Below are 13,845 nucleotides of genomic sequence, written 5' to 3'. Positions count from 1 at the left end.
CCCCTGGTTCGCGGTCTGTCGAACCCCACCGTAGTGGGGCGGACCCGTGCCCTTACGGCCTGTCCATGAGCAGCGGCCGAACGGGTGACACAGTTGTGCGCCCGGCATCGGACCTATAGATGGCCGAAGCCAAGGCGTTACCCGTGAGACGAGGAGTGTCGGCTGTGGCGCGTACCTGGTTGTCGGTCCAGGTCGAGTTGGTGCACGGACGCGGCCAGGACTTCTGGTCCCGGCCAGGCCGTGTGTTCGCCGCCGCGCGATCGCACACGTTCGGTCAGCTGTCGCGCGCGATCGACATCGCGTTCGCCCGCTGGGACCTGGCACACATGCACATGTTCACGTTCGCCGACGGCACGGAGGTGAGCGAGTTGGACCACTGGGACGGCGAAGAACCGGAGGGAATGCTCGGCAGCTCGACGAAGCTGAGCCGGCTGCAGCCCGGTGACCAGTTCGCCTACGTCTTCGACTTCGGCGACGACTGGTCGCACCTATGCACGGTGGGCACCGAGAAGATCGACCCGGCGAACAAGCTCGGGATCGTGCCGGACGAGCCGCTTCCGTACTGGGGCTGGGGAGAGCTGCCGGACCAGTACGGCCGCCGCTGGGCCGACGACGACGGCTCGTCACGCGTGCCCGAAGGCACCCAGCAGCCCGTTGCGCGACCTGCCGCCGCTGCTGCCCTGGTGGGGCCAAGGCGACGGTGAGCTGCATCAACGCGTCGAGTTGGCGGTAGCCGGTGGCCGATGCAAGCGTTCGCTGATCATCCCGGCTACCGCCAACAGTGCGCTACCGGGTGCTCAGTTCGAACTTCGTGCCGCGCTTCTGGCCGGTCTGCACCAGGTCGCCGCGCTCGACCAAGTGCTTGAGCAGTGCCCTGGTCGCCGGGGTCGACAGGCCGGTCACCTCGGCTGCCTGCGCCGTGGTCATCGGACCGTGGCCGGCGAATTCGACCAAGACGGCGACGTGCTCCGAGGTGAACTTGACGTCGACCTTCGCGCTCGGCGTCCTCGCGGCTGCGCCTTGCGTTTTGCGCCGCAGTGGTGAGACGTCGACCCTGCCCGCCGGCTGCCACGCCGCCAGGTCGTCGCGCGCGATGTGGAGCTCGCCGAGCTGGCTCTCCAGGAAACCCTGGTAGATGTCGAACGGCGAGCTGCCGAAGGCCGGATCGATGTCGCCGTGCCACTGCTCCACCCACGGCAGCACCTCGTCGAGCCCTGCCAGCAAGGGCAGCAGCCGTTCGGCGCCCCACCCGTCCTCGCCCTGACGTTGCGAGATCAGCACCGCGAGTGCGTGCGCCTGTTCGCGGTGGTCCCAGCCGGCCCAGCCGAGCACGAGGCTGCCGTCACCGTCACGGCTCGCGGCGGGGTAGGAGATGAACCGTTCCTTCGGCACGTCGAGCTTGCCGCGATGCCGCCAGTACGAGCTGCGCAGGAAATCGCCCGAGCCGTACTTCTGCGGCACCGGAATGTCACCGAGTCGCTTCTTGACCTCGGCGCGCACCTCGGGATCGGTGACGTCCTTGCCGAGCTCCGCCGCGATGGCGTCCTCCCGGCGCTGCAGGTCCCACACGTGCTGCCACTCGGCCCGCTTGCGCAGCCCGGCGGGCTTGTAGCGGTAGACCGGCAGGAACGGCACGTGCTCCTCGTCCACGAGCGCGGCGACGATCTCGGCCAGCTCGGCGTCGGAGTTGCCGAGCACGTCGGTCGCCCACAGCCGTGCGACCTCAGTGAAGTCCTGGTCGCCGCGCATCTGGTCGGTCAGCTCGGACACCGTGCGCATCGTCGGCTGCTCGACACCGTTGACGTCCTCGGCGAACCACAGGTGCCGTGCCTCCAAGCGGTCCTGCAGCCACTCGCGAAGCGCGCGTTCCTGCTGCTTCTCCCACGGCTCGGTGGCCCAGCGGCGCTTGCACTCCGGGCGTTCGATCAGGGCGATGTCGCGGCGCTTCTCGATCAGCGCGATGCGTGCCTTGACCGTGCGCTTGTAATGGTCCGGCCAGTGGTCGGGGATTTCGGTTATCGGGGTGGAGCCGTGGCGGGCAAACCACTGGGTCTCGACCTCGCCTGCCGCCATTTTGCGGGCCAGAAGGATCTCGAATGCTCGTTCGCCGAGGTTGATGCCGGGAACTGTGGACGGGTCGGGGATGACGACTTCCGCCGCCTCGATGTCGGACAGCAGGCCGTATCGCTGATAGACGTCCCAGTCGAGTTCTTCTTGCTCAGCGATCACCTGGGGGAATAGGCTGGCGTGCTCAGATCTGGAAGCGCGCAAACGATCCGGCGTCGGCACCTCGCGTTCAGCGACGGCCGCAGGTGCTGTGGAAGCTGCTGTTTGTGCGACGGCGTCGATCGCGCGAGCACGGCCAAGCGGCAAGCTCCCCGGTAGAGGGAATTGCTCCAGTTTAGTTCCAGTGAACTCGAAAAATCGCTCCCATTCTTGCGACTTGAAGCCTTCGTTGACGCCCTGACCTCCCTTGTTGTGGCTTACCTGCTTCAGCCAGAAGCATGCTGTCGACGAGTTGAGGATGCCAAGTAGGGCGAGGTGATCGTCCTCGCTGGCGTCTTCGCGCAGCTTGATGACGGGAGCGGACCTATTGAAGACCTTCCCGCCTCGGTCGAGCACGAAGTGGTTGTGTGTCGCAACGAAGGCGAACGCGATTGAGAGTGGGGTCTTGTAGGCCGAGGCCGTGAACTGCATGTACTGCCACCATTCCAACCCGGCGTCACGCATGTTGCCCTGGAAGGTCCGGCGTTCTGCCAGAAGGTTACGCCAGGGCCACAGTTCTTGCTTAAGCATCGCGAGGTCTGCGTCAGCCGCGTAGGGGAAGATGATCGACTCGTCTGGCTGCAACGACCAGTCTCGAACGATGTCGCCGCGAACCAGGAGTGGTGTCGCAGGCCGTGATGACCACCGACCCGGTCGGATGTACGCATCATCAGCACCAGCACGAGCGGCCCGGCCGATCGGCGGAACGACGACAGATGTGATCCTCGGCTTGCCCTTGTCGATGGCAGATACAAGGCGATCCGCGCCACCACCGCTGAGAGACCATGGGTGCTGGGTCAATCGCGAGCGAGCCAAGTCGGTCACGCTCACCCAATCGGACTCGCTGCCGACTTGGTCGATCTGCTTACGGATCGAGGTCCACACCAGACCTTCAGCCGGGACAGAAGGCTGCGACGGCTCTCCCTGGATGCCGAGCACCGCGCGGACTGGCCGGTCGCGATTCGGAGCACGACGCCGTCCCACCAAGATGACCGTTGGTGTGCCGTGACCGGGGATAAATGCGCCGGACGTGTCGATCACGTGGGTCAAGTCGACGGTCGGGAAGAACTCCTGCACAAGCTTGGTCCCGAACTCGCGCTTCATGAAGCCGTTCGAGGTGATCTGTCCGACGACGCCCGCGCCACGGCCGTCGGTACCGGCTCGCCGGGCCAACTCGAAGAAGCGCTGAGCGAACGGCACGGTGAGCTGGAACTGGCGGTGGCAGGCCGAGTATTTCTTGCGGTACTCGCTGTTCAGCGCCGAGTCGCTGACCGTGATGTACGGCGGGTTGCCGACCACGACGTGGTAGGAGCCCTCATCCAGCAAGCCGGGGAACTCGTGCACGTCCTCGGTCGCGAGCTGAAGGCCGATCTCCGAGTCCATGCCCTCGAAGCTGCCGCGTTTGCCCGCGAGCAGTGAGTCACCGGTTGCGACCGTCACCGTCCAGCGCTGACCCGTTGCCTCTCTGACAGCCCGCACCCCGGCGATTCCCCAGGCAGCGAGGACGAGGCGGAAGCGGGCGATGGCGACGGCGAACGGGTTCAGGTCCACGCCGTGCACCGAGTCCAGTGCCTTGCGGGTGACCTCGGTGTCGCTCAGGCCCGGTGCCTCCTCGCGCCACGCGTCGACCAGTCGGTGGAACGCGCCCAGCAGGAAGTGGCCGGAGCCGCAGGTCGGGTCGATCAGCCGCAGACCGTCGAGACCGAACTCCTCCAGGGCGGGCTTCAGGGTGTAGTCGAGGATGAACTCCTCGACGAAGTCCGGCGTCTGGAGCAGCGCGTACTTGTCCTTGGCCTTCTGCGACATGTCTTGATACAGGTCGCCGAGGAAGCGCGTGTCCCACGACTCGTCGCGGAAGTCGTGGACCAGCGAGCCGTCCGGGCGGCGGGTGCGCCAGAACGCGATCAGCGCCTTCGCGCCGTCGTGCGACAGCGGGATGCGGTAGGCGGGGTTGTGCTGCTCGTCGAAGAGCATCGCGCCGGCGTCGCTGCGGCGCAGCGACTCGAAGCTCTGCCAGATCCAGTCGGTGTCCGTCGCACGGGGCTCGATGCGGAAGTACGCGCTCTGCGCGTCCTCGGCGTTCGCGAGGTGCTCGTCCGGGCCCGACAGCATCGGGTCGATCAGGCCGTTGTCCTCACACCAGCGTACGAACACCGTGCCGAGCACCCACGCCACCGCGGCCTGCGTGATCTCCTCGGCGTCGAACGAGTCCTGCGACGCCGCGGTGCGTCTGGCCTTGACCGCCTTCGCGTACTGCTCGTCCAGCCACGTCCTCGTCGTGGGTAGCCGCGTGACCTGTTCGCGCAGGTCCTCCTCCAGTGTGAGCACCTGCTTCTGCAGGTCGGCGAGCAAGGCTGAACGATCTAGCGATGGCGGCGTCACGAGGCGCCAGGTTAGTCACTCACGGCAAGCGGCCGCAGGCACCTGGCCAAGGCAGCGGAACCACCGAGGACATGACTGTCGTCTGCGTCGCACGGCGGTGTGGAGTTGGCTGTTCGGCCTTCGCCTCGCGTCGCTCACTGTCAGTATGTGGAAGCCACCGTGGCGTCACGGCAGTCACGGAGCAGGACAAGTCAGAGGAGGTCAGGGGCCGATGTCGGCCGAGTTCGACCAGCTCGTCGCTCAGTTCGAGCGACTGCAGTCCCAGATGCACCGCATCGATGAGCAGTTCGCCAATGTCGGGGAAATGCAGCAGCAGCTCGCCGAGATGGAGGCCGTCGCCACCTCTCAGGACCGAGCGGTGACCGTCGTCGCCGGGCCATCCGGCGCTATCAAGGACATCCGGCTCACCGACCAGGCGATGCGCAGATCTCCGCACGACCTGGCCGCGGCGCTGATGTCGACGTTGCGTCAGGCCGTCGCGGAGGCGGCTCGGCGCCAGGCGACGATCATGGAAGGAGCATTCGGCGACGACATGCGCCTCACGGACCAGGTCCTGCAGACCCAGGCTCAGCTCTTCGGCATGTCCACAGAGGAGCTCCGGGCGGTCACGGCCGAGCCTGGTGCACAACCTGCGGTCGTGTCGCCCGCACCGTTGCCTGCACCGCAGCCTGATGCGGTTCGAGCACCTGCTCCACCGCCGAGCCGGTCGGCACCAGAGCACCAGGAGGACTTCTCCGACCAGAACGTCCTTCGCGGTGATGCGTGGCCGTCGCAGCAAGGTCCGCAGACGAGTCCTGCGCCGAAGCAGGACGGTCGGTTCCTGAACCTCTACGACGAGGAGGACGGGCGATGAGTGGCTTCAAGGTCAACCCAGAGGAGCTCCGGCAGTTCGCGGGCAAGCTCGAAGACCACCACGGCAGGGCGAGCCAGATCGCCGGCCTTGTCGCCAAAGCCGACGTGACCGACAAGTCATGGGGTTTGTACGGCTTGGTCGTCAAGGACGACTACACGCGCATACTCGAAGACCTGAAGGACATGTTCACCGACATGCAGGCGGGTCTCCAGTCCGCTTCGGACAAGTTCCGAGGAACCGCGCAGGGCTATGCGGACCAGGAGGAGGCGTTGAAGAAGGTCTTCGACGGCATCCAGATCGAGATCGACCGGAAGTAGGACGGCCACGTCATGGTGGAACAGAAGACCAACGTCGGCGGCGTCGAGATCACGCTCGGGGAGAAGTCCACCGGCAGGAAGATGGCCGAGGCGACCCCGTTCGTCGGCGGTTACCTCAAGACACGTGAGGCGGCGGACAAGCTCAGCGACGGTGCGGACGGCTCCGAGGTGGTCGGGCTGGCTTCCGAGGGCGCCGCATTGCTCGGCTCCCTCGGTACATCTGCGTACGGCCTCATGACGGACCCGATCGGCTTTTTGGTCGGCCAGGGGCTGAACTTCCTGATCAGCGTGGTGCAGCCGCTGGAGGACGCCTTCCACGCGGTCAGCGGCGACGGGCCCGCGCTGCAGCAGGCGGCGGAGAACTTCAACAACATCGCCAAAGGTGTCGCGGACATGCGCGCCAAGTTCGACCAGGACCTGCAGAGCGCGGTCCAGACCTGGGGAGGACAGACGTCGGAAGTGGCGGCCACCAAGCTCGGCGAGTTCGCCAACGGCATCGACGGCGTCGCGGGTCAGGCCGGCGAGCTCGCGAGCATGCTGCAGATATCGAGCATGATCATGACGATCATCGAGGACTTCATCAAGGCGATCCTGAGCGAGCTGATCACCTGGCTGATCATGATCTGGATTCCGGCTCTGGCGGCCGCGGTGCCGAGCTTCGGAGCCTCGACCGCGGCGGCGGGCGCCGCGACGGGTGTGCGGGTCGTGACGACCGGGAGCCGAGTTGCTCGCATCATCGCCAGGCTGCGTCAGTTCCTCGACAAGATCATGGCCTTCCTGCGCAACCTCGTGGGCAGGATCAAGAACGTGCGGACGGCCTTCCAGAAGTCCATGGCGGACAAGCGGGCCAACAGCGCGCTTGCAGATCTGACCAAGGAAATCAGCAAGAAGGACCCCGAGAGGGGCTTTCCGGGAACCCCTGTGCCGGCAGACGTGAAGCTGTGGAGCAAGGAAGGCATGCGCGGCGAGCGGTTGCAGAACGGCTTCGTGGGATCAATGGGCAAGGCTGCTGTTGACGCGGTGAAGGGCCAGCTCGGAGTGGGCACCGGTACGAACGCGGGCATCGACAAACCTCTGAGGAACATCGGCTCCTACCAGAAGTCCAACGAGTACGACGACACAGGCAAGGACCACCAGAAGCAGCGCATCGAAGGTTACCTGGACATCTGATGATGGAAATCCTGCGGCTCGCGTGGCCGATTGCGGCTGTTCTGGCCTTCGTCCTGAGCTGGAAGGTCGTGGCGCGCTGGTGGCGGATGCGGAAAAACCGCAAGGCGGACGACCGACAACGCGATGCGCTGGTCCCGCTCGCAGACAGCCTTGGCGGCACCGTGGTCGGTTCGGAGGCGGCGGCTGCCTGGTCGGCGAAGCTGCTAGGGCCGCTGGAGAACCATGCGGACGACTTGACAGACAAGCTCATGCAGAGGTCGAGACCCCGGTTCGACCTGGCGCTGGACTTCCAGTGCGGCCCGTGGCACGTCCGGGTTTCCCAAGCCTCCATGAGGCAGCAAACCGGGAACGGTGTGCGCAGATTGCAGGAACACCGGATTGAGGTGGCCACGTCGCTGCTGGCCCCGATGAAGATCGCCCGCCATGCCGAAATTGTCTTCGGGGGCCGTGTGGTGACGCAGAGGCGGGAAGCGCCGGCGCGGCCGCGTACCGCGGAACAGAACCAGGCCGACTGGCTACCGCTGCGCCTGCCACCTTCCATGGATGACGAGTTCGTCGTGGCAGCCAGCGACCTCTCCTCTGCGGCGAGGTCGTTCACCCTCGAGACACTCGAATGGCTCCTCGTCCGGCTGAACGAGCTCCCGGTGCTCACCCACGGGCGGTTCATGTCCCTGACCTTCGAGAGCGGGCTGGTCCATGCGACGTTTCCCGAGTGCATTGATCCAGCCGTGCTCATATCCCACGTGGAAACGATCATCGGGCTGCTCGACCGCATGCCTGACGTGAGGCCGCGACACCCTGCTGTCGCCGTATGAAGGTCAGTCGCTCATGGCAAGCACGCGCAGAATCTTGATGGGTGCAGCAAGCTGCACCCATCACCTGGCAGCCTTCTGAGCGATCCGAGTCTCGTAAGTCGACAGTGGGTGCGATGAATGCGACCTCGACGCACTTGACATCGCTCAAGCTGTGGCTGCTCTTGAACCGCAGGCTTCGGCGGTAGCCACCAGGCGCCGGTCACCTGAAGGCCAGACCACATTGGCTCGAATGCCGATCAGCCTGCCTGTGACCGGGAGTGCACAGCAGGTGGCCAGGGGGAGCGAGCGATCACCCATTCTTCCGGCGTGTTCACCCGAATCACGTAGTCGCTAATGCGGGGCGCTGTGGTCTCGTCTCCCGTCGGGTTGAGCAGCACCAGCGCGTCCGGACCGGCGAGGCCGTCGGTTCCGGCGCCGTAGCGAGCGCGCGTGGCGAGGCGTTCCAGCAACGCCTGGCCGGCCGGATAGCGGCCCAGCGGCGTCAGCGAGTCCAACGGCAACACCGCGTGTTGGGTCCAGTCCGCTTCCAACAGCTCGCACGCCTTCACCACGACGCGCTGCAGGTTGAGCTGGTCGTTGCTGCCTGGTTGCGCGGAATCAGCCAACAGGACGCGGTGGAAGCTGGGGATGCGCAGCTGCTGTGCCACCTGCCGGACGGCTTTCACAAAAGCCGCCGACACGTCGATCATGGGCAGGCCCAGGGCGGCTTCGATGGCGTCACGCGCATGTTCCCAGCGTTTGCGGCGCACGGTGATGATGCGGACACCGCCGTGGCGTGCTGCCTCGACCAATCGGGCGTCGACATCGCTGGCCGCGGTTCCCGTGACCAACGGGGCGCTAGCCGAGCCGGTGGAGGAGGCAAGCGGCGTCACGGCTGTTTGGCTCGGCTCGGAGACGTAGAAGTAGTTCCCGTTCCAGCGCAATGCGAATCCGGCTTCATTGAGCAGTTCACGCAGTGCACGGCCTTCCGGCAGCCGCTGAAGTCCGGGGAAGCGGTTGTCCACGCGCTGCTGCATGCCCACGTGGTCCAGGCCCTTGTCCGGCAGGCCGGCACCGGCTTGGGAGAGGCGCAGCGCCCGAACCAGCGAGAGGTCCTTGGGGTAGAGCTCGAGCCGTACGTTCGCGAGCACCGAACCTGACGCGGCGGTGGCAAGCTTGACCAGCCGCTTCTCGTCAAAGGTCTCGCCGGACCACTCCGCGCACGCCGCCAGCGCGCGGACGACGGCGGTCGGCGTGGGCAACGGGTCCTGCGAGGCTAGCTCCTCGGCCCTCTTCACCAGCTGTACGGCAAGGTCGAGCAGGATCTCGTCGGACGGTGTGTCCACCGGGTCCTTCGAACCGACCTGCAATGCCATGAGCACCCGGTCGTGGTGACGCCGGAGAGTGACGCGAGGCTCGTCGAGCACCGAGTCCGTCTCGGCCGCGGCCCGGAGCACCGCGTAGGCGTAAGCCTTGCGATGTTCCAGATCTACCGCATCCGAGCAGCCGTGTTGGGCCAGCAGGTGATCGGCGATCTCCTCGGCGGCGGCGACCCGGCGCAGTGACGTCAGCGCTTCGACCACCTCACCACGGACCACCTCGAGCACATCGAGGCTGGACCATGCTCTGCGCCGCGCGGACAGAACCTGTGCGATTCGACCCTGCGTGAGGTTCGTTGCCCTTGCGACCTGCACGTTGGTGGGCCAGCGCAGTCCGGGGAGCGCGCCGGTCTCGTCCGGCACGCCGAGCAGCAGCCGGCTGATCGCGGCCTGGGTGTCGTTGCGCCGCCTTGTCTGCGGGAGGAGGAGTCTGACGATCGTGTCCAGCGGCAAACGCGAACTGTCGACATCGGCCGGCAGCGGCGTCGCCCCGGCGGTGGAAGGACCGGACAACAGCCTGGTGCGCCACTGGGTGATGCGGTCGACCATCTCCTTGCGGGTGTTGCGGCTCATACCGCGTGCTTTGCGCACCTCGTTGAGCCTGAGGTCGAGCAGTTCGCCGACAGTATTCGCGCCCAAGCGATGTGCGACGGCGACCGCCCGCAGCGTCAGGCCGGCCGCGTCGAGCGCGGTGTCGAGGGCGGCGCGGTCCGCCGCCTCGTGGCGCAGCTCGATCGGATCGTCCGACCCGGACGACGACACGGCTGCCGGACCCGTCTCGTCCAAGGAGATGAAGACGTTTTCCCACGCCTGTCGCATCTCCGCCGCCGTGCTGAACCGCCGCTCGGCGTTCCGGTGCAGTGCCCGGCTGAAGAACGTGCCCAGCGGCACCCGCAGCGGGGCCTCGAACAACTCGCTCGACAGCGTCACGGGCGTTGTGGTGAACCGGGGATTCGTTCCGTCGTCGCCCCAGACCGGCAGCTCCAGGCTCGCCATCTCGTGCAACGTGACAGCCGCGGCATAGCGTTCCGCGTGGCCGTCATAGATCGGGCGGCGGTCAGTGCCGAGAAAAGGATCGACATAGCCGCGGGTGCCAGCGTTGACGTCGGTGGGAGGGGCACCGGCCAGTGAGAAGTCGAACAACACCAAGCCCTGGCCCGACCTGGGACGATTCCGGACACCGAGGTTGTCCGGCTTGATGTCGCGGTGGAACAACCCTTTGCGTTCAAGGTAGATCAGCGCGTCCAGCAGTTGGCTGCCGAGCAGCTGCAGCTTGTCCGGTAGGAGCGCACCCTCCTCGCGCAGCATCCGCGCGAGCGAACGATCGCCCGCGTAGTCGATCTCGATCGCCTGCCTGCTGCCGATGGGGAAGAGGCCCCGCCGCAGCACCACGATGTTTTCGTGCCGGAGGTCCTCCAACACGTGGGCCTCGTCGGAAAGGCGTTGTTCCGCCTCGGCCGAACGCGACATCTTGATCACGGTGTCGATGCCGTCGTGATCGACGAGAAACGCCCGTGCGGTTGCACCCGTACCCAGCACCCGCTGCACCACGTAGCCGCTGTCGGCGAGCTGTTCGCCCTTCCCCGCATCCCAGGGGTCACTGCGCTCGGTCGGCGGCGCACTCGTCTGCTGCGCGCCTTCCAGTTCCTCCAGGAAGTCCGCTACGTCGGTGAACCGGTGCGTCACCACCGGCGCGGTCGCCAGCGCGATCACAGTGTCGAGCTCGTCGGGGATGCCGTCGTCCACGGCCCGTGGGTGCAGGCCGCCCTGTTGTCTGAGCTGTTCCAGCAGTTCAGGGCGGTTCGCTGCCGGCGGTTGGCCGGTGAGAACCAGGTACGCGATCGCTCCGATGCCGAACACGTCGATCGCGACCGTGCCGTCGGGCTCGTCGTTGAAGTCCGGTGCCAAATAGGCGGCCGCTGCTTCCTCGATGTGCGCAGCCGCACCTGTGCTCGGGCGCAGCTGGTGGACAGTCGACGGGCCGGACAGACCACGAGCGGCCGCCTGCCATTCGCCGACCTGCAGGCGTGGCCTGGTCCCGTCACCAGTGGGATGCACGATCACCGCGCGCGGGGAGAGCGCCCGGTGGACCAGTCGGCGCTCGTGCGCGTAGTTCACCGCTTCCGCGAGCTGCCGGATCATGTCCAGCCGGGTCGGCAGATCCAGCTCGGAGTGTCGCTCCGCGATGAAGTGGTCGAGCCGCTGTGCGTCTTTCGGTTGGTCGATGAGCAGCGCAGGGCCGGCCTCGTGGTCTGCGAAGTCGACCGGACGTAGCAGCCCGGGGTGGTGGATGCCCTGGCAGGCGCGGAACTCGCGTTCGGCGGCGGCCCGGATGGACTGCTGTCGGTCGCGGTCCGCTTCGCGCTCGTAGAGGTAGATGCGAACGCGCCGGTACTCGCCCGGCATGTCCTCGCGAGCCGCGTGGTAGTCCTGCCAGGTTGGACCACTGTCGTACGGGCGCGGTTCGATCTGCCACTGGCCGACCGTCACACTGCGCCGAGTGCGGTGAATGCCGACACGCTGCAACAACCGCGGCAGCGCTCGGATGAAGTCCGCTTGCAGCGGAGTGCGGCTCACCGGCCCGGTCAGGAGGTCGGCACCGATCTTGGGCAGGGCGTTGCCGGTCTCCGGTCCGAAGACGCGATGACGTTCCCCGGCGTCCAGCGCGCACGTCATGCCCGGTTCTGCCAGGAACACCGCCGCCGACACGAACGGCACGGTGAGGCCGTCCTGCCTCGCCACGTTCACCAACAGTGATTTGAGCTCGGTCGCCTTCAGGTTCGCCAGCAGCAGCGGGTTGTCGAACGTCCGCTGCGAGCCGTTGCGGCGATGCTGGACCCAAATGCGGCCCTGGTTGGAGAGCCGACCCTGGAGGTTCTTGATCTCGATCAGGTGCAGGCCGCTCGGAGTGGCGACCAGCAGGTCTACTTCCCGGATGTGACCGTGCTGGGAAATGAAGGTGAAGTTGGACCATGCGGCAAACGGATGCCGATCAGGCAGAAGTTCCCGCACGTGCCGCAGCGCCGCGCGTTCATGTGTGAACCCCGACGGCGTGATCTCGTGCCACCTGCTCGACTGCTCGTCCACTTCCCACCCTCCGGTTCGCCGCACCATCTTGCCCGACACCCACCTTCGAAGGTGGGGCGATGTATGGGTTGCACGCAGCGTGATGATCCGACCGACACCTGCTGGCGTCCGCGTGGCCAACGGCATGAAGGCAGAAGCTGACGGCGCCAACTGCCGTGGCGTCGCATTCCGCATGGCGAACTACTCGCGAGCAGCGGTGCGCCGCATCGCCTCCCGCAGCTCGCCGCCGGCGTTCTTGAGGGAGAGGGTATGAGCCGTCCACCACGCGGTACAGCAGTCTGCCTGGGTGAACGGGAAGTGGTCGCGCAGGGAGGAGACCGCGCGTGCTCTCCAACCTTTCTCCGTTTACGAAACCGGTCGGACGACGAGGGCTTCTCGGACCGGACTTGGCTGGTCGAGCTGGTGCTCCTGGTCGGAGCCGGAGCGCTACCTGAGGTCGTGGTGGGCGGCGTTCGCCGAGGCTCGGGAGCGGAACGCGACGGAGAAGTCCACCTCCTCGGGTCCGTCGACGTTGGGAGCCTTGAGCTGTGGGAACTCCATCGGCGGCAGCGGGATGCGGTGCGCCCACCGGTCGATCACCTGGTTCTGCGGCGTCGGCTCCGGCTGCGACACCTCGCGCAGCACCACGAGCCGGTCCTCCAGCTGCAGCGGGTAGGTGACCAGGAACCACAGCTTCAGGCCCTCGTTGCGCGCGCTCTCGAACAACGCGAACTGGTCGTGGTCGTTGTCGCGCATCATCGCCGCGATCGCGGGCCCCTTCGCGTAGTCGCTGCGCAACGGCGCGTCCGGCGACCCCGTGCCGCGGTTGCCCTGCATCGCGCCGAGCAGGATCGGCCGTGACGGGTGCCTGACCAGGCCCGCGTTCCACTGGTCGAGCCGCTCCCAGCCCTCCGCCGCCAGCAGCTGCCGCAGCGTGCCGACCCGGTGGATCCAGTCGAGCAGCCCCGGCGCGTTCGTCGGCCCGAACGGGGGCGACGCGGCGCGCGCGTCGATGCCGGCGGTGATGGCGCGGTCCAGGACCGCGAGGCGCAGGCCCAGCTCGGCCAGCCGCTCGTCGGCGGTGGGGGTGAGCTTGCGGAAGGCGGCGTTGGTCATGGGACGACGGTAGCGCCGGGGTCTGACAATTTCGGGACACCGCACGTCGTGTACCGCTACGTCGACGCTGGTCCGGCCCCGAGCGCCACCTCGGAGGCGGCGTCGCGCACCATGCGCCGGACCCGCCGGACGGGCACCGCTCCGGAGCTCGCCGTGCGGCGGGCGCTGCACCGGCGCGGGCTGAGGTACCTCGTCGACGTCGTCGCACCGGGTACCAGCCGGCGCCGACGCGTCGACGTGCTGCTGCGGGGCGCCAGGATCGCGTTGCTCGTCGACGGGTGCTTCTGGCACTCGTGCCCGGAACACGGCCGGGTGCCCAAGGCCAACCGCGAGTGGTGGCAGGTCAAGCTGCACGGCGTGGTCGTGCGGGACCGCGACACCGACGCGCAGCTCGCCTCCGCCGGCTGGCTCGTCGTCCGCGTGTGGGAGCACGAGGACCCGGAAGAGGCGGCGGACCGCGTCGCCGCTCTTGTCGCCGCACGACGGAACGCATGACCGCCCAG

The 13,845-nt window shown here is 67.0% G+C and carries 10 protein-coding genes; 6 read left to right on the top strand and 4 right to left on the bottom strand.

Features of this window, described 5'->3' with window-relative positions; all coding sequences use genetic code 11:
• Positions 1-164 precede the first annotated feature (164 nt).
• Positions 165-704 (top strand): hypothetical protein, encoded by a 540-nt coding sequence (locus AB0A63_RS35385; RefSeq protein ID WP_360399240.1) that lies wholly within the window; start codon positions 165-167, stop codon positions 702-704.
• Between the two features lie 82 nt (positions 705-786).
• Here AB0A63_RS35385 and pglX read toward each other — a convergent pair whose 3' ends face one another.
• Positions 787-4,617: a BREX-2 system adenine-specific DNA-methyltransferase PglX gene (gene pglX / locus AB0A63_RS35380; RefSeq protein WP_360399237.1), complete on the bottom strand. Its 3,831-nt coding sequence runs from the start codon at positions 4,615-4,617 to the stop codon at positions 787-789.
• Positions 4,618-4,858: 241 nt separating this feature from the next.
• On the opposite strand from pglX, the gene AB0A63_RS35375 reads away from it, so the two are divergent.
• The 4 genes from AB0A63_RS35375 to AB0A63_RS35360 are packed head-to-tail and all read left to right on the top strand — an operon-like array spanning position 4,859 to position 7,802.
• The gene (locus tag AB0A63_RS35375; RefSeq protein WP_360399234.1) at positions 4,859-5,500 is read left to right on the top strand and encodes a YbaB/EbfC family nucleoid-associated protein; all 642 of its coding nucleotides are present in this window, start codon (positions 4,859-4,861) and stop codon (positions 5,498-5,500) included.
• Positions 5,497-5,817 carry a type VII secretion target gene (locus AB0A63_RS35370; protein WP_360399231.1) on the top strand — a complete coding sequence of 107 codons (321 nt, stop codon included), beginning with the start codon at positions 5,497-5,499 and terminating at the stop codon, positions 5,815-5,817. The genes AB0A63_RS35375 and AB0A63_RS35370 overlap by 4 nt, the downstream gene beginning before the upstream one ends.
• A gap of 12 nt (positions 5,818-5,829) precedes the next feature.
• Positions 5,830-6,987: a hypothetical protein gene (locus tag AB0A63_RS35365; protein ID WP_360399228.1), complete on the top strand. Its 1,158-nt coding sequence runs from the start codon at positions 5,830-5,832 to the stop codon at positions 6,985-6,987.
• Positions 6,987-7,802, top strand: a complete 816-nt coding sequence (locus AB0A63_RS35360; RefSeq protein ID WP_360399225.1) for a hypothetical protein — start codon at positions 6,987-6,989, stop codon at positions 7,800-7,802. The genes AB0A63_RS35365 and AB0A63_RS35360 overlap by 1 nt, the downstream gene beginning before the upstream one ends.
• Here the strand turns inward: AB0A63_RS35360 and AB0A63_RS35355 are convergent.
• From AB0A63_RS35355 to AB0A63_RS35345, 3 genes are all read right to left on the bottom strand, one after another.
• Complete coding sequence (locus tag AB0A63_RS35355) at positions 7,741-7,974, bottom strand: DUF397 domain-containing protein (RefSeq protein WP_360399282.1); 234 nt, start codon at positions 7,972-7,974, stop codon at positions 7,741-7,743. The genes AB0A63_RS35360 and AB0A63_RS35355 overlap by 62 nt on opposite strands.
• Positions 7,975-8,038: 64 nt before the next feature.
• Complete coding sequence (pglW, locus tag AB0A63_RS35350) at positions 8,039-12,247, bottom strand: BREX system serine/threonine kinase PglW (RefSeq protein ID WP_360399222.1); 4,209 nt, start codon at positions 12,245-12,247, stop codon at positions 8,039-8,041.
• 426 nt (positions 12,248-12,673) lie between these two features.
• Positions 12,674-13,342, bottom strand: a complete 669-nt coding sequence (locus AB0A63_RS35345) for a hypothetical protein (protein ID WP_360399219.1) — start codon at positions 13,340-13,342, stop codon at positions 12,674-12,676.
• 48 nt (positions 13,343-13,390) lie between these two features.
• On the opposite strand from AB0A63_RS35345, the gene vsr reads away from it, so the two are divergent.
• A complete protein-coding gene (gene vsr, locus AB0A63_RS35340) occupies positions 13,391-13,837 on the top strand; it encodes a DNA mismatch endonuclease Vsr (protein ID WP_360399216.1) in 447 nt (148 codons plus the stop codon).
• The last annotated feature ends 8 nt before the right edge of the window (positions 13,838-13,845 follow it).

Source organism: Lentzea sp. NPDC042327 (genome assembly GCF_040647275.1).
Taxonomy (GTDB): domain Bacteria; phylum Actinomycetota; class Actinomycetes; order Mycobacteriales; family Pseudonocardiaceae; genus Lentzea.
This window is presented reverse-complemented; position numbering and strand designations above follow the sequence as displayed.